This is a genomic window from Helicobacter sp. MIT 03-1614 (assembly GCF_000762925.2).
GTDB lineage: Bacteria > Campylobacterota > Campylobacteria > Campylobacterales > Helicobacteraceae > Helicobacter_C > Helicobacter_C hepaticus.
This window is the reverse complement of record NZ_JRMS02000008.1, coordinates 64,828-84,186: the sequence shown is the minus strand read 5'-3', so window position 1 is coordinate 84,186 and position 19,359 is coordinate 64,828. Positions and strand designations below refer to the sequence as shown.

The 19,359-nt window shown below is 36.0% G+C and carries 18 protein-coding genes; 7 read left to right on the top strand and 11 right to left on the bottom strand.

What is annotated here, in order from left to right; all coding sequences use genetic code 11:
• Positions 1–9 precede the first annotated feature (9 nt).
• From LS66_RS07070 to LS66_RS07060, 3 genes are all read right to left on the bottom strand, one after another.
• The gene (locus LS66_RS07070) at positions 10–1,482 is read right to left on the bottom strand and encodes a Ppx/GppA phosphatase family protein (protein WP_011115824.1); all 1,473 of its coding nucleotides are present in this window, start codon (positions 1,480–1,482) and stop codon (positions 10–12) included.
• Positions 1,482–1,733: a YfhL family 4Fe-4S dicluster ferredoxin gene (locus LS66_RS07065; RefSeq protein ID WP_011115825.1), complete on the bottom strand. Its 252-nt coding sequence runs from the start codon at positions 1,731–1,733 to the stop codon at positions 1,482–1,484. Before LS66_RS07065 ends, LS66_RS07070 begins: the two co-directional genes overlap by 1 nt.
• Positions 1,734–1,804: 71 nt before the next feature.
• Positions 1,805–2,530 carry an indole-3-glycerol phosphate synthase gene (locus LS66_RS07060; protein ID WP_138091965.1) on the bottom strand — a complete coding sequence of 242 codons (726 nt, stop codon included), beginning with the start codon at positions 2,528–2,530 and terminating at the stop codon, positions 1,805–1,807.
• Between the two features lie 178 nt (positions 2,531–2,708).
• On the opposite strand from LS66_RS07060, the gene LS66_RS07055 reads away from it, so the two are divergent.
• Positions 2,709–3,086, top strand: a complete 378-nt coding sequence (locus tag LS66_RS07055; RefSeq protein ID WP_034368423.1) for a hypothetical protein — start codon at positions 2,709–2,711, stop codon at positions 3,084–3,086.
• A gap of 89 nt (positions 3,087–3,175) precedes the next feature.
• Entirely contained in the window at positions 3,176–4,177 is a 1,002-nt protein-coding gene (locus LS66_RS07050) for a Gfo/Idh/MocA family protein (RefSeq protein WP_034368425.1), read from the top strand.
• Here LS66_RS07050 and LS66_RS07045 read toward each other — a convergent pair.
• The 6 genes from LS66_RS07045 to LS66_RS07020 all read right to left on the bottom strand — a co-directional run bounded on the left by LS66_RS07045 (position 4,134) and on the right by LS66_RS07020 (position 10,892).
• Entirely contained in the window at positions 4,134–5,396 is a 1,263-nt protein-coding gene (locus LS66_RS07045; protein ID WP_138091962.1) for a pitrilysin family protein, read from the bottom strand. The genes LS66_RS07050 and LS66_RS07045 overlap by 44 nt on opposite strands.
• Before the next feature lie 50 nt (positions 5,397–5,446).
• Complete coding sequence (locus LS66_RS07040) at positions 5,447–6,547, bottom strand: dehypoxanthine futalosine cyclase (RefSeq protein WP_052057232.1); 1,101 nt, start codon at positions 6,545–6,547, stop codon at positions 5,447–5,449.
• A gap of 23 nt (positions 6,548–6,570) precedes the next feature.
• Positions 6,571–8,808, bottom strand: coding sequence for an outer membrane protein assembly factor BamA (gene bamA, locus LS66_RS07035; protein WP_011115832.1), 2,238 nt, complete (start codon positions 8,806–8,808; stop codon positions 6,571–6,573).
• Between the two features lie 68 nt (positions 8,809–8,876).
• Positions 8,877–9,725 carry a prephenate dehydrogenase gene (locus LS66_RS07030; protein ID WP_011115833.1) on the bottom strand — a complete coding sequence of 283 codons (849 nt, stop codon included), beginning with the start codon at positions 9,723–9,725 and terminating at the stop codon, positions 8,877–8,879.
• Positions 9,726–9,752: 27 nt separating this feature from the next.
• Positions 9,753–10,463, bottom strand: a complete 711-nt coding sequence (locus LS66_RS07025) for a 16S rRNA (uracil(1498)-N(3))-methyltransferase (protein WP_034364612.1) — start codon at positions 10,461–10,463, stop codon at positions 9,753–9,755.
• Positions 10,464–10,892, bottom strand: coding sequence for a hypothetical protein (locus tag LS66_RS07020; RefSeq protein ID WP_011115835.1), 429 nt, complete (start codon positions 10,890–10,892; stop codon positions 10,464–10,466).
• Positions 10,893–10,988: 96 nt separating this feature from the next.
• Between LS66_RS07020 and hemH the strand changes: the two genes are divergently transcribed.
• The 5 genes from hemH to LS66_RS06995 are packed head-to-tail and all read left to right on the top strand — an operon-like array spanning position 10,989 to position 18,040.
• Entirely contained in the window at positions 10,989–11,954 is a 966-nt protein-coding gene (gene hemH, locus LS66_RS07015) for a ferrochelatase (protein ID WP_268903662.1), read from the top strand.
• A 25-nt stretch (positions 11,955–11,979) separates the two neighbouring features.
• Complete coding sequence (locus LS66_RS07010; RefSeq protein WP_052057233.1) at positions 11,980–12,600, top strand: thioredoxin family protein; 621 nt, start codon at positions 11,980–11,982, stop codon at positions 12,598–12,600.
• Between the two features lie 14 nt (positions 12,601–12,614).
• Positions 12,615–15,422, top strand: a complete 2,808-nt coding sequence (ccsA, locus tag LS66_RS07005; RefSeq protein WP_034364738.1) for a cytochrome c biogenesis protein — start codon at positions 12,615–12,617, stop codon at positions 15,420–15,422.
• Positions 15,423–15,476: 54 nt separating this feature from the next.
• A complete protein-coding gene (locus LS66_RS07000; protein WP_034364618.1) occupies positions 15,477–17,522 on the top strand; it encodes a hypothetical protein in 2,046 nt (681 codons plus the stop codon).
• A gap of 5 nt (positions 17,523–17,527) precedes the next feature.
• A complete protein-coding gene (locus LS66_RS06995; RefSeq protein WP_052057234.1) occupies positions 17,528–18,040 on the top strand; it encodes a tetratricopeptide repeat protein in 513 nt (170 codons plus the stop codon).
• Between the two features lie 15 nt (positions 18,041–18,055).
• On the opposite strand, the gene LS66_RS06990 is transcribed toward LS66_RS06995, so the two are convergent.
• The gene (locus LS66_RS06990; RefSeq protein ID WP_034364622.1) at positions 18,056–18,628 is read right to left on the bottom strand and encodes a DedA family protein; all 573 of its coding nucleotides are present in this window, start codon (positions 18,626–18,628) and stop codon (positions 18,056–18,058) included.
• 34 nt (positions 18,629–18,662) lie between these two features.
• A complete protein-coding gene (locus LS66_RS06985; protein WP_034364625.1) occupies positions 18,663–19,313 on the bottom strand; it encodes an ABC transporter ATP-binding protein in 651 nt (216 codons plus the stop codon).
• Positions 19,314–19,359 lie beyond the last annotated feature (46 nt).

Genomic DNA, 19,359 nt, shown 5'->3' with positions numbered 1-19,359 from the left:
CTTCCCCAACTATGCTTTAACAAATTCAATTTGCAGCGGCTCTGGTTTATGAAGCTTATTAATATTTTCCCTAGCAAGATATAAATCAGCTATGGTGTAGATTCTTAAAGTTTTGGGTTTAATGTATTCATAGCGGATTTGCATATTGCCTTCACTACGACAAAGATTTTCAGCAAGTGCAAGCATAAAACTAAGCCATTGCAAACTCAAAAGCTTAGGCATCATATCGCTTATATGTCTAATATTTTCATCTTGAGGAATCTTTTTGCCACTATATTCTACAAGCAAACAAATACTCATTCGCTCTGTGTGTGAGAATCCATATTCTAAGGCATTGAGCAAAAAATATGAGCCGTGATATTCTGCATTATAAAAATTGAGAATCCGTCCAACACTTGAAAGATACGAGGCGATATGAAGCAATTTTTTACATTGTTCATCAAGCTTATGTAAAGGAAAAAGTGCGTCAAAAATTTTTAAAGATTCTCTACGCGTCATTTCGGCATATTTCTTATCAAGCATAAATCTATCTTCAATACAATTAATAGAGGGATTAACACCTTTGGGAAAGCTGTTTTTATGTCCCCGCAACAAATCACTTAAAAACACACCCTCTCTCACTCCCACACCACTTGTAACAATCTCCTTAGCGCCAAAAAACTCTAAAAACATTTGAAGTATCAATGAACCACTGCGGATATTATCAATCCTATCTAGAGGCACGCCCATAGAATCTAACTTATCTTCAGAAGCTTGGGAAATTTTCTCAAAAAATTTAATATTTTGTTCCACATTGACCTCATAGCCGTGCACTTCTTGGATAGGATACTTTTTGTGTTTCATTATCATTTTAGAAAGTGCGCGTATCGTCCCACCCACACCAAAAATACGATGATGTTTAAAATGTGATGGCACATTTGCAAGCTGTGTTTGTATAAACGCTCTTGCTCCTTCAATATTATTTTTCTTATCAAAAAATAATTCTTTTAGGCGAATTGTGCCAATATCAAGCGAGATAAGGTCAATAATCTTGCCATCTTGTATAAGAGCGCACTCTGTGCTTCCTCCTCCTATATCCATTGTGATTCCATCTTTATAATGAGAGAGGTTAGCACAGGCTATGCCTCCATAAAGCGCCTCCTTTTTGCCATCAATGACTTTAATAGAAACGCCACATTCCTTTTTTGCCCTATCAAGTAGAACTTTTGCATTAGGTGCATCACGCAAGGCAGAAGTTGCCACGCAAAAAATCTTGCGAGATTTATGCGCTTTAGAAATTTGGACAAATTCTTTAAGTGCATAAATAGCCCTATCCATAGGAACTTGCCCTAAAACACCGCCGGATTCATAACAACCCTCTGAAATTCTCACTTTACTTTTGGTTTCATAAATCAAATGAAAGGCAAAGCGTGAAGTTCGGCGATAAATCGCCATTCTCGCAGAGTTTGAACCGATATCAATGACGGTTGTAATTTTTGCCATTACTCTCCCTTTTGGAGCATTTCAAATTTATATTTGAGCTCTTCCATATTCTCTATGTTGTCAGGGTCTGGTATAATCGCATCAACAGGACACACACTCAAACAACTTGGCTCGTCATAACTCCCTACGCATTCAGTGCATACATCAGGGTCAATACTATAAATAGGGTCTCCCTCTTCAATCGCACCATTAGGGCACTCTTCGGCACACGCATCACACGCAATACATTCATTATTAATCATCAAAGACATACAAAAAACCCCCGAAAAATAAATTTATCAAATTAAAAAAGCAAACTTTTTAGCTAAAGATTCCTTAAAAATTATTTAACCTCAACATTTTTTGATTGAATCCACAAATCTACTCCATATTCATCAGCACAATCTGTGGCAATTACTTGCGTATTTGGCACAAGACTCAATAGCTCTGCAAAGGTATCTTGTGGGATAAAGAGCATACTTGCTCCACTAAAAATCGCTTTTTTAAGCTCATCTTTATTTTGCACCCCAATAAATGGCTCAAAGCTAAGGCGCCTTGCAAAGCTAAGCAATTTAGTCAAGCTTTTACCAGATAGGGGTTGAGCAGGGATAAGAATCGTATCTGCGCCAAAAAGAGCAGATTCTAAAATCTGATATTCTTCTAAAAAAATATCGCTATGGATAATCGGAAGTGTGCTATGACGGCGCAAAAGAGCGATGGATTCTAAAGGTGAAGACAAAGTATCAACATTGCTCATACCTTCTGATAAATCAAGCATATAGGCTTCAAAATGTCCAAGCGTTTCCATTTGCTCCTCAAGTGCATAGGCTCTATGAATATAAGAGAGAGAATCTGCACAAAAAGTAGCAGATTCTATAAATAATCTTTGGGCAATTTTTGGAGCATTCCCACTTTCGCGCACAAAAAATGAGCGCTCTACACGAGGCATAAAGGGGCTATATGCCAATGTCCGCCCCAAAGTATCAAAATCCATTAACGCTTTACGTGCCTCTAAACTTTGTAAGACACACTCAATGGTATTAGGAGAAAAATCCAAAGACAAGGGCATACAAGCTCCTTAAATAAAAGTTTATAATGCTGTGTTTCATAATTATACATTCATAAAGTTTGATTTTTTATGAAATAAGCGTTTAAGTAAATATTTATAGGGGGGGGGGGGATAATAACAATCTTAATATTGTTAAACTTGAAGCATTATGAGACATAATTAAAGTTGGAGGGTTTTAATGCACAAGGAAACTAAAGAACATATTTTATTAATATTAGCTGTGATTCTTATTTGTGCTATGGGTTTTATTGGTGTTTATATGCAAGATGATTCTGTTATTTATATTCTTGCTCCTGTGCCTTTCATAATAGCACTAATAATGTATCTTTATACCAAACAAAAAACTCTGTGTCAAAATTGTGGTAAAAGCTTCGGGCAAGAATTAGTAGATACAGATACGCGCTCTAGATATACTGTTTCGTGGCAAAAGAAAGATTCCAGCGGAACATTACATACAGAGGTATTCCAAATTGGAGAAGAAAAAGACTACTTCCTTTGCAAACATTGTGGTTTTATCACTTTTAAAACAAAAAGATACAAAACAAGAATTGATTAATAGGCTAAGATTCTTTAAATATTATAAACATTTCACTACAATACACTTTTTTATCTTTTATCCTTGCTTTAAATTTATAAAGGGATTGAATGCCTATAAAATGTGCCATTATCGGCTATGGATATTGGGGACGCAATGTCGCAAAAGCAATCGTGCAATGCCCCCATTTTGAGCTTATCACAATTTATGATGAAGAGTGCAATGCGCTAGATGAGGCACGCAAATTTTATCAATTTACCACTTATTCTAGCTATGAAGCAATTTTACTTGACAAAAATATACAAGCAATTTTTATTATCACGCCTCCACATACGCATTTTGCCCTCGCCAAACGCTCTTTAGAATCTGCCAAACACACCTTTGTAGAAAAACCTCTCACAACCAATCTCTCTCAAGCAAAACTACTCTATGACTTAGCAGATTCTCAGGGAGTAAAACTTTATTGCGATCATATTTTTTTGCATTCTCCTGCTATAAACTATCTTAAAGAACATATCGCAAGTTTTGGAGAAATTGTGTATATCAACGCACGGCGCATTAATCTAGGGCTATTTCAAAGCAATGTTGATGTGATTTGGGATTTGGCAATTCACGATTTGAGCATTATTGATTATCTTGTAGGACTTCATATAGAAGAGGTTTCAACTTTCGCAACAAAATACTTCCGCTACCCCAATGACGCTTTGGCAAATATCAATATAAAGCTCAAAAATGGTATCATCATCACACTTAATCTCTCGTGGCTTAGCCCCATTAAAGTGCGTGAGATGATTATTGGAGGGAGTAAAAAAACGGCAATTTATGATGAGACAAAACACAATAAAATCACACTTTTTAACACAGGTGTGGTCATAAAAGATGAATTTGATAAAACAAGCCTTTATCAAAAAATGGTTGAATATAAATTAAGCAAAGAGCTAAATCCGATTCTTCCCAATACTATGGCACTTGATAATTCTATAGCATATTTTGCGACATATATTGCACAAAAAGATACAAAAACAACATCTAAAGGAGGTAAAGAACACGTAATACGTGTTATTCAAGCTATTGAGATGATACAGGAAGCGCGGATTGCTCCACCACACTAAAACTCATCTGTAAAATCTCTTTATGTGATTTGATATAAGCATTAAGCTCCTCAAGTGTAAGTGCTTTAATTAATTCTAACTCTTTTTTATTATTATCTAAAGGCAAGTCTCTAAAATAATTTATAAATTTTGCATTAAGACGTTGAGAGAGACTTTCTTCACGGAGTGGCTCGCTGCCAAGCAAAAATGCCTTAGCAGAGGCAAGCTCTTGCTCACTTACCCCCTGTGTGATAAAGTTATTTACCACCTCTTTTACTACCTCTATCGCTTTATCTTTGTTTTCAAGCTTAGTTTGCAAATACCCACTTGCATAATTCACTGCTCCACCAACACTAATTTTCATATATGCCGAATATGCAAGTCCTCTTTTTACGCGCACTTCTTCCATCATACGCGAGCCAAAACCCGAACCGCCAAGTATAAAACTCATCACGCGCGCAATATAATTTTGATGAGAATCTGTAACAACAAAAGGTGAGCCAAAATATATAAAAGCCTGCTGGGTTGGTTTTTGCACGCTTATAAAATCTGCATTTTGTGAAGCTTTAAAGTGTAACTTTTCCTTGCTCTCTCCCACAGGTAATGCAGAAAGCACAGAAATAATCTTTGCCTTTAATTGTTCCTCTTGCATATCGCCCCCTGCAATAATGATAAGCCGCTTTAAAACAAGATTGCGTTTTAAAAATTCTTTTACATCTTCAAGTGTAATAGATTCTATACTCTGCTTATCTCCGAGCGATGGCACTGCCATAGGTGTGTCTTTAAAAAGTATTTTATTAAGATTTCTCTCTGCCACACTATCAAAATCATCTTCCTGACTTGCAAGCCTGCTTTGGATAAGAGATTTTACTTTATCAAGTGCAGCAGGCGTGAGATTTGGGTCATAAAGAAGCTCTTTGAAAAGCGAAAAACTCTCATCTTCATACTCTTTGAGATAAGAGAGATCAAAGCTTAAAGTTTGTAATCCTATGCCAGCATATAAACCTATAGCTTTTTGTTCTAACTTTTGTGCAAAAGCCACACTACCAAGCGTTTTTGTGCCTTCATTGAGTATTTTAGCACTTAAAGCACCAAGCCCTGCTTTAGAAGCATCAGCTCTGCCACCAATAAATATTAACTGTACATCACCCACAGGCAGATTCTTACTTTGTTCAAATATCAATGGCACACTTATGCCATTTATTTCCACTGCATCAACCTTTGCTTCTTGCGCATTCATACTACCTCCTAAACACACACATATTAGAAAAATAATGCTCCATTTTTTCATCAAAATCGCTCCAAAATCTCATACGCTGTATTGCGCTTGGCTGGAGATTCTCCAATATCTTTAATAAGCTCAATCATCTCTTGGGCATTCATAGAGTTACACACACCTGCCGAAGATACGACATTTTCCTCCATCATCGTGCTGCCCAAATCATTTGCTCCAAATAGCAAAGCGAGTTGCCCGATGTATGAACCTTGCGTTACCCAACTGCTTTGGATATTGACAAAATTATCAAGATAGATTCTGCTACACGCTAAAAGGCGTAAATACCTATTTGATGAAGCTTTATGAATATGGGGAAATTCTTTTTGCAAAGGCGTATTATCGGGCTGAAAACTCCACATAATGAATGCTCTAAATCCACCAAACTCATCTTGAAGCTGCCTTAGACAATCCCAATGCGCTATAATGTCCTCATCATTCTCTACACTACCAAACATCATTGTAGCTGTGGTTTTCATACCAATACGATGGGCTTCTCTATGCACTTCGAGCCATTCTTTGGTATCAAGCTTTTTAGGGGCTATTTTATCGCGCACCCTATCGCTTAAGATTTCAGCCCCAGCTCCGGGAATAGAAGATAATCCTGCCTTTTGAAGTCGCAAAAGCACCTCTGGAATAGAGATTTTAGAGACTTTAGCAATATAATTTATCTCAATAGCTGAAAATCCGTGAATGGTAATCATAGGATATTTTTGCGCGATATGGCTCACAAGCTCCTCATACCACTCAATTTTAAGCTTTGGATGCACGCCACCTTGAAAGAGAATCTGCGTGCCACCAATAGCCAAAAGCTCATCAATTTTTTTATCAATCTCTTCAAAGCTTAAAATATATACACCTTCCTCGCCTAACTTACGTTTAAAAGCACAAAACTTGCAATCTACCCAACAAATATTTGTATAATTAATATTTCTATCCACAACAAAAGTTGTAGTCTTGTCTGGGTGAAGGATAGATTTAATTTCGCTTGCCCTCACTCCAAGCTCACGCAAAGACGAATTACGCATTAAATCTAAAATTTCTGCGTTACTCACGCGTTTTATAGCTAATGAATTAGAATCTTTACCAATAGAGGAATGCTCTGCTACATCTGTCATAACTGCTCCTTTTAATGCAAATTTTAAAATCTCGTGCCCATAGTAAATTCAAATCGTGATGTTCTATCACCGGGTTGAGGATTAATGGGTTGAGGGAATACAATCACAATAGGTCCAAAAGGGCTTATCCACTCTACTGCAGCACCCCACGAAGCACGAATAGTTTCGTCTAAACTCTGTATACCTATCATACCATAATCAACAAAAAAAGCTAAACGCATTTGAGCTTTCTCTAAAATACCATAGCTTAACTCCACAGAATGTGTCATCATATAATTCCCACCAATACGAATCTCCCCAGTTGAGTTTCTAGGCGAAAGGGAGCTAACTTGATAACCTCTCACACTTGAAATCCCCCCCATATAAAATTTTGAAGTAATGGGCACATAACCATTATTTATAATTGCCCCCGCTTGGGTTTTATAACGTGCAATCAAATCGATACCGACAAGCGATTTGAGATGATAATAAAGTGCCATTTTGCCATAAAGTTTCGTATATTTCTCATCTCCACCAAGCCCTGCATATTCCACATACGCCGAGATAATTGCCCCGTTTTTAGGGAAATAATAATCATCGGTATTGTCAAAGTAAAGACTTGGGCTAATAGCAGATTTAATCGGTCTGTCAATACTAAGATACTCTTTATAAAGAGTTGCCAGACGAGCATCATAAAAATCAAGGACTCTTGTTGTAGAGAGTGTATATCCAAGCGAGGCACGCAAAGTATTTGTGAGTAATTTCCCACCTGTAATTGAGCCTCCTGTGGTTTGCTCTCTATAATCCCAATTCCAATATAAAGAATGAAATACACTAAAAGAAGTGCTGTATTTAGAATCAAGCACACGAGGATTACTTAGGGTAAGATTAACAAGTTGTCGGCGATAACTCCAATCCGCATACAACTGCCCACTCTGCCCTGTGCCAAAGAGGTTTCGCTCTCTTATAGAAGCATTTACCATTAATTTATCATAGCTTCCATAACCCAAACCAAACATAAGCTCGCCCGTGCGCGCTTCCTCAACACTTACAAGCAAGTCCATAGAATCTTCGCTTACCCTTCGCTCATCAATTTTAACCTTACCAAAATAACCTAATCTTTTGAGTGCATTTTCAGACTCTTTTAAATCCGAGAGACTATAAGTGTCGCCGGGTGCAAGAAGAATCTCGCGTCGTATAATTCTATCTGCTGTGCGGGAATTACCTGAAATAAGCACATCATTAATTTTTACCTTTTGCCCTACTTGTATCAAATAAAGCACCTTTACTTCAGCATTTTGCGGGTCTTTGTCTAAATCCGGATTAACCCTCGCAAAAGCATAGCCTAAATCTGCAATTTTTTGGCGGATACTCTCTACATCTGCGCGCACTTCTTCAATATTAAAATATGTACCTTTTTTTACTTTAAGCACTTTGCGCAACTCTTTTTCTTCAATCACAGGGACGTGTAAGATAATCTTAATCTCTGATACTTTATAGCGCTCTCCTTCTTTAATTTTATAATATAAATTCGCACTATAATCATTAAAATTTGCATCTAAAAAAGCTTGGGAAACACTTGCATCTAAGAATCCTTTGCGCATATAGGCATCTTGGATTCTTGGGCTATCATATTCTAAGTCTGCAAGCTTAAGTTTTCCATCATTGCGCCCCCAAAGCCACCCCATAAACTGCTTTGCACGATTAGCACTTAGCTCTTCAACCTCACTTACCTTGAGCTTCTCTCTGCCATCATACTCTGCTTTTTTGATGATAATATTTTCACCTTGATTGACATTAAAAGTAATTGCGTATGCCTTATCTTCACCTACTTGCGTTATATCTGCCTCTACTACTGTGCCATAATATCCTTGATATTCTAAAATTGTGCGTATAACAAGTTTAGCGCGATTAAGCTTTGTCTCATCATAGCTATCGCCCTTTTTTATGCCAATTTGTGAATATAATGTCTCTTTTTCTTGCTCGCTTCCATAACCTTTTATTTCAACACTTGCAACTTTAGGTTTTTGTTTAAAGTAAAAAGTCAAGATACCACCATTAAAATCCGCATAAATATCCTCAAAATACCCTTGTGAATAAAGTGATACTATTGCCTTATCTACTTTTGCAATATTTAAGCTTTCGCCTACTTTAATACCTATGATTTCATCAGCCAACACATTTGAAATTGAGCTTAAACCCTCATATTTAATTGCACTAATATCCTTAGCATAAATAACATTGCAAAACAACAAAATAAGAGCGCAACAAATTTTTTTCATTTAAGTCCCATTTGCTAAAAAAATAAAATTGTGATTATATTGAAATTTCTTAACAAGCCCATAGAGAATCACAGGAATTTCTGCAATGTATTTGCTTGTGCCATAAATAACTCCAATCCTTCCCAATCTTCACGCTCAAGGAGCTCTTTTGCTTCATTAAACTTCGCTTGAAAGTATGCCATTGCTTCTAAAACATTTTCTTTATTTTGCTTAAATACATCTTTCCACATCAGCGGAGAACTTTTTGAAATTCTGCTCATTGAGCGAAAACCCCCACCAACTAATGCAAGAATCGTTTGGGGGTCCTCTTGGGCAAGTGTAGCATTTGCCAAAGCATAACTAATGATATGGGGCATATGTGAAATAAGCGCAATATGCTTATCGTGAGAATGAGCGTCCATTTTAAGAATCTTCATACCAATGCCAATAAAAATATCTTTTGCTATTTCAGCTTGATACGCCCCACTTTGCTCTAAATCAGTAAGAATTACAATGTTATTTTTATATAACTCCCCAAAAGCAGCCTTTGGTCCAAAAAACTCTGTTCCACACATAGGATGTGCGCCTACAAAATGATGTCTTAACCACGAAGGAATATCAGAGAGAATCTGCACTTTTGCTCCACCTACATCAATGATTGTAGCATTCTCGCTTATATCTTGAGGCTTAATGCTTGAAATAAGCTCCACTATCCCATCAACAGGCACGCTCAAAAATATCACATCACATTGCCAAATCTCATTTAATGGCACGCATTCATCAACCAACCCCAAATTTAGTGCTTGTTGAGAGTGCAGGGCATTTTTATCATATCCCAAGATTCTATTAATATGCTTATTTTGTATTTGCCCCACTTCTCTAAGAGCTAAACCCATAGAGCCGCCCATTAATCCTAATCCAATAATACCTATATTCATCGCTTCCCCTTCTTTAAATAATTAACTTTATCTATAGTTCCACATTTTAGCTATGCTCGCAATAAATACACTTGCGCTTTCACTTCGTAAGATAAGTGTATCATTTAAAGTTATAATTTTTGCAAATCTCTCACGTTCTTTTGTGCTAAAACCTCCTTCTGCGCCAACCATTATGCGCACAAGATGTTTCTCTTTGCTCATTTTGGAATGATTTTGACAAGGTGTAAAATTGCATATATCTACGCCACCAAAATCAAAAGCATAAAAATCTGTATATTCTTCACAGATTCTATGAAAATTTTTATACAACTCAAGTTCCATTAAATCACTTCTTCCACATTGCTGACAAGATTGAATAAGAATCTTTTCCATACGCGGTAGAGAAAGCTTAAAATGCCCTTGTGAAAATGCTGCATAAAAAAAGCTAATGCGCGATACACCAAGCTCATTAAGCATAGGAAGCGTTTTTTCAATAATCTTTGGCTCAATAATTGCCCACAATAAATGCAAATGACTTTTTATATTGCTCGGAGCATTTTGACTCGCTTGTAAGCGCAATGTTAATGCCTTTTTGTCTATTTCGCTTAATTCATAAGTATAAAGATTATCATCATTTAGATTGCGCAAGGCAAGGGTTTCTCCAAGTTGAACGCGCCGCACTTTCATAAGATAATTCACATTTTCATCATTCACGCTTACAAGAGGATTCCCAGCATCTTTATGATACAAAAACTGCATTCACGCCAGCCAAAAAAGCAAAATAAAAAAGAGTAGGTCCATTATATAGAGTATTTTGCAAAATTTCACATAACCTTTCATTGCCTCAAGATTTGTCCGCCGTGCAACTTTGAGAATCTTAATCCGATAAATCTCGCCAATTAAAACAAAAATACAAAAAGTTATCATTGCAATAATCTTAAGCGAAAGCTCAAGATTCCCAAATATCCAAATATTTATACCGCTTAAAACACTCACAGAGAGTAAGAAAAAAATAATGGGGGCAATAAACCAAATTTTTTTATTCATTGCTACAAGATTTTTAGAACCAAAAAATAATACCAAAAGATTAAGCACGAAAGGAAGCGCGAAAAATCCAGCAAAAATCTTATGATAAAGCACTAAATCCATAAAAGTATCGTGTAAGATAAGAGAATCAAATTCCTGCATATTTCCTCCTTTAATTAACTTTAATTAACTTTAATTAACTTTTGTAGTTTATTATCACTTAAAATCTTTAACCTCACTATTAAAAAAGGATTTTCCATCAAATCGCAGGCTGTTGTTTTACTCAATATGGGCTCTCCAAATAGCCTTTTTGAGGTAGAAAGTTTTTTAAAAAATATGTTTAATGACCCTCTAATTTTGGGGATAAAAAATACCTTTGCACGTAAAATGCTGGCAAGTTTCATTACCCATAGTCGCGTTGAAGAAACTAAAAAAAATTATCAAGCCATTGGTGGCAAATCACCTCTCACAGCTCACACTTTAAATCTTACAAATAAACTCAATGAACTTGATTGTAAGCGATTTTATACTTATGCAATGCGCTATACACCGCCATTTGCATATCAAGTATTAGAGGATATAAAAACACAAGGTATACAATCCGTAGTGCTTTTTAGCCTTTATCCGCAATTTTCTTATTCTACTATTGCCTCCTCGCTTATTGATGCCAAAGCAGCTCTACAAAAACTTGCATTTACACCCACACTCTATGAAATATCCTCTTATCACACTCACCCAGATTACATAAGCTGTATTATAGAGCGCATTAAAGAATCTTTAGGTGCAGATAATCCAAATGAATTTGTGCTTTTGCTCTCTGCTCACAGCGTCCCACAATCACGTATAGATGAGGGTGACCCTTATCAAAAACAATGTGAAGAAAACAAAGAAGTCATACAAAAGGCACTTGAGAGTGAAGGGATTGTCTTTAAAAAGATTGCACTTGCCTATCAATCTAAAGTGGGTCGTATGAAATGGATTGGACCAAGCACAAAAGAGACTATTACCAAATATAAAAAACATAAGATGATTATTTTCCCTCTCTCTTTCACACTTGATAATTCCGAAACAGAATACGAATTAAAGATACTCTACGCCTCCCTTGCAAAAGAGCTAAATGTTCCTCAATATCGTGTTTGTAGCTGCTTTAATGATAATGAAAGATTCGCTAAAAGTATTATGAACATACTTGAAGAACATCTTCGCGGCAAAGCAGAAGTGTAGCCATAAGGTTAAGGAGTAAAACAAAATGAATAAACTATGGATGCTATGTGCGATTATTTATGCAATGATGATAAGTTTTGGTTGTAATGATGATAATGAAGTGAGAATCTCTCAAGGTGCAGCCTTAAATGAAAAGCACATAGAGCAAGCTGAAAACCTAGATAAAGAGAGTTATGCAGGATTAGAAGATGTCTTTTTAGATACAAAAACTATTCAAGGGCAAGAGGGTAAAATCACTCTGCTTATTTTTGGCAAAAATCACTGCACATATTGTGATAAGCTTAAAGATGATATTAAAAATAACACATCTCTTAAAAGTATTCTCCAATCGCATTTTTTGCCCTATTATATTAACATTAGCTACACAAAAAATCATCACTTGCAATTTCAAAATGCACCAGAATCTACACTCTCAACCTCTACGCTTATAGAAACTTACGTGAAATCTCCTATGCGTCCTACTCCTACACTTATATTTCTTACTCCCACAGGAGAAGTTATTTATGAATTACCCGGCTATCTTCCAAGCAAAGAACTCTCTGCTCTTTTAAAATATATGCAAAGTCAAAAATGGAAAGGAAAAGACAAAGATACAATCTCACTTGAAATTAATGAATCTCTTAGAAATGCTTTTATAGATTTATGAAGGAGTGAAAAATGATGAATATAATTAAAACACTTTTTTGTTCAATGAAAATGGTTCTTTTGCTCATAGGCATATATGCCACAGCTTGTGGCATAGCAACATTTATTGAAAAATATGAGGGCACACTTGCAGCTCGTTTATGGGTATATGACGCATTTTGGTTTGAGATATTACATATTTGGCTTGTAGCTTGTCTCATTGGCTGTTTTATCACTTCAAAAGCGTGGCAGAGAAAAAAATATGCTTCATTGCTCTTGCACGCCTCTTTTATCGTTATCATCATTGGTGCGGGTATTACTCGTTATTATGGGTTTGAAGGCTTAATGAATTTGCGTGAGGGACAAAGCGTGAATTTTATTTCTACAAATACCCATTATATTTTTATCCAAATCAAAAATCCTCAAGGCGATGTAGAATCTGTAAGGATTCCCACTTATATTGATGAGAAAGTCAATCATAAAATCAATCAACATTTAACATTTTTTGGCAAACCTTTGACATTGCATACAGAAGAATTTACAGCAAAACAAGTAAATATGTCTGAACTTTTTATACTCAATGCGAGTATTGATTTTTTAGGAAAAAATGAGAAAACACTTATTATGCGCGATGGGAATAATGCACCTACAAAAGAAAACATTACTATGCTTGAAATTGAAGGCTATAAGATATTTCTTGCGTGGGGCATAGATAATATTGCCCTCCCCTTTAGTATAAAACTTAAAAAATTTGAACTTGAGCGATACCCGGGTTCAAACTCTCCTGCCTCATATACTTCGGAAGTAGAAGTGCTAGATGGGCAAAATCCTCCCTTGCCTTTTAGAATCTTTATGAATAATGTATTAGACTATGGTGGTTATCGCTTTTTTCAATCCTCTTATCACCCTGATGAAAAAGGCTCTATTCTCTCTGTTAATAATGACCCGGGCAAAACACCTACATACATAGGCTATGCTATGCTTATACTTGGTGTAATTTGGCTACTTTTTGATAAAAACGGACGATTTGCCACACTTGGTAGATTCTTAAAAACACAAAAGTTTTTCTCACTTATGCTTTGTAGTGCACTTTGTTATGCTTTGAGTAACCCACAAATAGCTTATGCCTCAACACAATCACAAACTGACTTCCAGCCTTTATCTGAAAATGAAATACCACCTTTGCAAGATATTCCCTCCATGATAAAGGCATTGGCGGATACTTCAAGTCTCACAAATGATTTTGATAGAATCCTCGTTCAAGATTTTGGTGGGCGTATAAAGCCTATGCACACCCTTGCCAATGAGTATATTCATAAATTGACTCAACAAAGAACATTTAAAGGGCTCAATCCCTCACAAGTTTTCTTAGGTATGCTCTTTTATCCACAAGAATGGCAAAGTATCCAAATGATAGCCACCAAAAGTCCAAAGCTCCGCCAGATTCTAGGATTAGACGAAAATCAAAAACATATTGCTTATATTGATGTTTTTACGCCTCAAGGACAATATATTCTCCAAAACTATGTTGAAGCCGCAAACCTCAAAAGCCCATCTTTGCGCGATACTTTTGAAAAAGATGTAATAAGCGTAGATGAGCGCATTAATTATGCTTTCCTTATTTACACAGGGCAGGTGCTTAGAATTTTCCCCGATAACAAATCTCCTAATAACCAATGGCTCTACCCACTTCAAGCCATAAGCAGTGCTGTGGCACAAGATGATACAAAAAAAGCAAAAGAGTTAATGCAAATTTATAAAAAATTCGCTCAAGGTATGCAACAAGGAATAAATACCCATAATTGGCAAGAAGCCGCTCAAGCAACACGAGACATTCGCACATTTCAACAAAACAATGGTGGCTCTTTACTCATTTCGCCTGCAAAGGTAGATTCTGAAATTTGGCTTAATCTTTATAATCCATTTTATCAGCTCACCTATCCTTATATCTTCATAAGCATTGTGCTTTTTATCATTGTACTTGCAGGAATTCTCAAAAATACTCCTACACGTCCGCTTATTCACAAAGTATTTTATATTCTTTTGCTTGCGCTTTTTATTTTGCATACTTGCGGATTAGGATTGCGATGGTATGTAAGCGAACACGCCCCTTGGAGTAATGCCTACGAATCTATGCTTTATATTGCGTGGGCAGCAATTCTCTCTGGTGTAGTATTTTTTAGGCGCTCAAATCTTGCATTATGCGCCTCAAGCTTTTTGGCAGGAATGACTCTCTTTGTGGCTAATCTTGGTGATATGGACCCACAAATTGGGAATCTTATGCCCGTGCTTAAATCTTATTGGCTCAACATTCACGTCTCCGTTATCACTGCAAGTTACGGATTCTTAGGTTTATGCTTTATGCTTGGACTTATCACACTCATTATGTTTTTGTTACGAAATGAAAAAAGATCTCAAGTGGATTGCTCAATCCTCTCTTTAAGCGCATTGAATGAAATGAGTATGATTTTGGGCTTATTTTTGCTAAGTGTAGGGAACTTCCTTGGTGGCATTTGGGCTAATGAATCTTGGGGCAGATATTGGGGCTGGGATTCTAAAGAAACTTGGGCACTGATTAGTATTGGTGTATATGCAATTATCTTACACTTGCGCTTTGTTGTGCCCAAAAATTTTCCTTTTATCTTTGCAAGCGCGTCTGTAATAGGCTTTTTCTCAGTGCTAATGACCTATTTTGGAGTGAATTATTATCTCACAGGTATGCACAGCTATGCCGCAGGAGAAGCGGAGCCTGTGCCTTTATGGGTAGAACTTATGGTAGCAGGGATTATACTGCTCATCATTATCGCAAGTAGAAAAAGAGTGCTTGATATGCCCCATTTATAATTTTTTTTTATAATTTTACAAATTTGTATCACCATTGATAAAGGGGGAAAATAAATGAAAAAAACTATTTTATGGATACTGGGCGTTATTCTTGCATTAATAGTGATTATTTTATGCGTGCTTTTTACACCACCAGGTAATGCTCTGCTTAAGCCCATTATACAAGGGCAAATTGATAAATACGCACCTATTAAGCTTAATTTAGATACATTCTCACTTGGATTCTCAAGTATAGATGTGCAAATCAATCATAACGATGATATTAAAATAACACTCAATGGTGATTTCTCACTTTTTTCTCAAACACTTGACCTTGCACTCAAGGTTGATGCAAAAGATATTTCTGTGCTTGGAGAGATGGTAGATACGCCTCTGCAAGGTTCATTTGTTATCAATACTACCGCGAAAGGCTCATTTGATAACCTTGAAATTAACACGACAAGCGATATCGCAAAATCCTTTACAGATATTCGTGTGCTTTTACAAGATTATACACCTACTTCAATTCTTGCTCACATTAAAGATGCACAAATTAAAGAATTTCTCGCTATGGCAGGAATGAAGCCCTATGCAAATGGCTCGCTTAACCTTGAAGCTGATATTAAAGGCGATACAAATATGAATTTCAATGGAAATGCACTTTTAAATATCACTCAGGGCTTAGTAGATAGTGTGCTTATAAAAAAAGATTTTGAAGTAGATGTGCCAAAAACGACTTTTCTTATCACCCTCAATGCTCTCTTCGATATGGACAAACTCAACCACGACTTTAATTTCAATGCAAATATTGGTAATATCCACTCAAAAGGGCAAACATTTATCAAAGAATTGAGCACAGATAGCACTTATGATGTACAGCTAAGTGATTTGTCTGCTTTTACACCATTAGCAGGTATGCCTATACGCGGTAGCTTTAACACCAAAGGCACAATTAAGGGTGATATGAAACTCTTAAACATTGATGGAAATTCTGATGTTGCAAGCTCTAATACTCTTTATAAAGCTACACTTAAAGATTTATCGCCAGAATCTGCGCAGGCTCATATCAAAAATCTTCGCCTTGACACACTTTTATGGATGATTCATATGCCACGTTATGCTACGATGCATCTTAATGCTGATTCTCTTGTAAATGATTTGGATAAAGGTATTTCTACCAAAACAACACTTACGCTTTCTGGCACAACAAATAATGCAGTAATGAAACAAGAAATGGATATGGATATGCCAAATACGAATTTCACACTTAAATCCAACATAATTCTTGATAAGGGCGTAGGTGAAGCAAACTCCACCTTAGATTCTGATATTGCTCAAGTTAAACTCGCAAAAACACAAATTAACCTTAATAACGTTGCCTTTGAAGCACCTTATGAAGCTATTATACCTAATCTTAAAAAACTTAAATTTCTCACAGGCATAGAGCTTGCTGGAGATTTTAAAGCAAAAGGTATAGCCAAATTCAAAGACACGCTTTATGCTGACTTTAACACACAATCACTTGGTGGCAGCATTGATGCCAAACTTGATAATAATAAGCTCACAGCCTCTCTCAAGGATATTAATACGCTCAAGCTTCTTACTATGGCACAAGTTAAGCCTGTATTTAGCTCTAATATGAACGGGAATCTCAATTATGATACACTTATACAAAAAGGCACACTCAAAGCAGTTATAAGCAATGGAAAGCTTATGCCAAACCAAATTACCGAACTTGCAGAAAAATATCTTAAAACAGATATTACTAAGGAAGCCTATGAAGATGCGGGATTAGATGCTATTATTGATAAAGATATTATTACTGCAGATATTGGATTAAAAAGCCATAATACAGCCATTTTTGCAAAAGGTGCGAGTATTAATACAGACAAGGGTACAATTAATGCCGATTTCAAGTTTCAAATCAAAGATAAATATATTTATCTTAAAGCACGAAATAGCCTTGAATCTCCTACAATTAGCATTGATGCAAATGAACTCATTAAAGCTGAAGCAGGCAAAGCTATTACCAAAGGTGCAGAAAAAGCTATTGATAAATATATTAAAGATGATAAAGTTAAAGAGGGCGCACAAAAGCTCCTTAACAATCTTTTCAAATAATCAAAATGAATTTGAAAAGATTTATTAAGTCTTTTGCCATAAGCTTTTTTGTTGCTACAATCGTGTCATTTATCATAACATTTGTGTATTTACAATTAAAAAAAGATAATCTCTCGCTTGAAGCACTCTGCGAAGTAAGGGCAGATGTTTGTAATCAGCTTGGATACAAATATGATTTAAAATCTGATTATAAAAAAGCACGAATGTATTATCAAAAAGGCTGCGATTTAGGAAGTGAAAACGAGGGATACAAAGAATCGTGCTATAATCTAGGACTCCTCCTTGATAATGGTTTAGGCGGAGATAAAGATGAGGCTATGGCTCTTTTATTGTGGGAAGATTCTTGCAAAAAAGGTTTAGGCTTAGCTTGTCATAACATTGCTGCTTCTTACAAACAAGGGATTTATTATAATAAAGACATACAAAAGGCAAGAGAATATTACCAAAAAGCTTGTGAATTGGGGCATAGTAAAGCCTGTTTTGTTTTAGCTAATCCATATTTTGGCGAAGATGACTAAATACCCTATTATAAACTACAGGCTCTTTTTTGCTTTTTTGGAGATTTGAGCTATAAGTATATACACAAAGATACCGAGTATGGCTAATACAAAAGGCATAACATACGAATGTGCATCAATTTTTTCAAGCAAAGCAATAACGCCACTGCTTGCATAATATCCACATAAGCCCACTATTGTTGCCCATAACACACAAGAAAAAGCATTAATAATAAAAAATTGTTTCAAATTAAAGCTACTAAAACCAATGGCAAGGGGCACAAGTGTTTTGATTCCATAGAGATATTTGCTAAAAATGATGAGCCATAAACCATAGCGCTTAAGCCAAATTTGCGAAAGAGCAATTTTGCGTCTATGTTTATTGAGTGCAGTGAGAAGCTCTTTTTTTTGATAACGTGCAAGATAAGCAAGCAAGAAGCTGCCAACTATATTACCCATACAAGCTATAAGAATTGCCAAGTATAAATCCATTTTTCCAAGCGCACTCATTATACCTGCAGTAATTAGCCCCAAATACCCTCCACCAAATGAATATATAAATAATAAAATATAGCCCCATTGTTCAAGTGAATGTATTGTATCTTGCATATTTATTCCTTCATTTTCTTCTTAATTCTAGTCCCTACTTTACTCTGTGTAAAGCTCTATCATAAAGATGATAGATTCTATCGCAAGATTGAGCTATATCCTGATCGTGAGTAGCAAGAACAAGCGCACCTTTATGTGTGCGGATATACTCAAACATAATCTCCATTACACGAGTAGCAGTTTGTTTATCAAGGTTACCTGTTGGTTCATCGGCAAAAATAATCTTTGGTTTTTTGGTAAGCACGCGAGCAATAGAAAGTCTCTGCTGTTGCCCACCACTAAGCTGTCCTATGGGCTGATGAACAACTTTTGCAATATCAAAAGATTCTAAAATTTCTTTATCAATGCTCTCCCCAGAGAGAATTGAAGCTACCTTGAGATTTTCTATACCACTAAAACCACGAAAAAGATAATGCGCTTGAAATACAATACCTAACTGCAATCGCCTTAAAGAAAGCTGTTCTTTAGCACTTAGGGCATAAATATCATTAATACCAAGCAATGAGACGCGTCCTTTTTTTGGAGGAAGCAGAGTAGAGAGATTGTTTAAAATTGTAGATTTACCGCTACCGCTTACGCCCAAAATAGCAATACTTTCGCCCTCATTAACTGATAAGCTAAGATTCTCATAAAGCAAAGTTTCAAAATGATGTGTGAGGTTATGCGCATCAAGCAAGGGATTCATAGTTATCCTTTTATAAATATAACACTGAGGGTATTTTATCATAAAA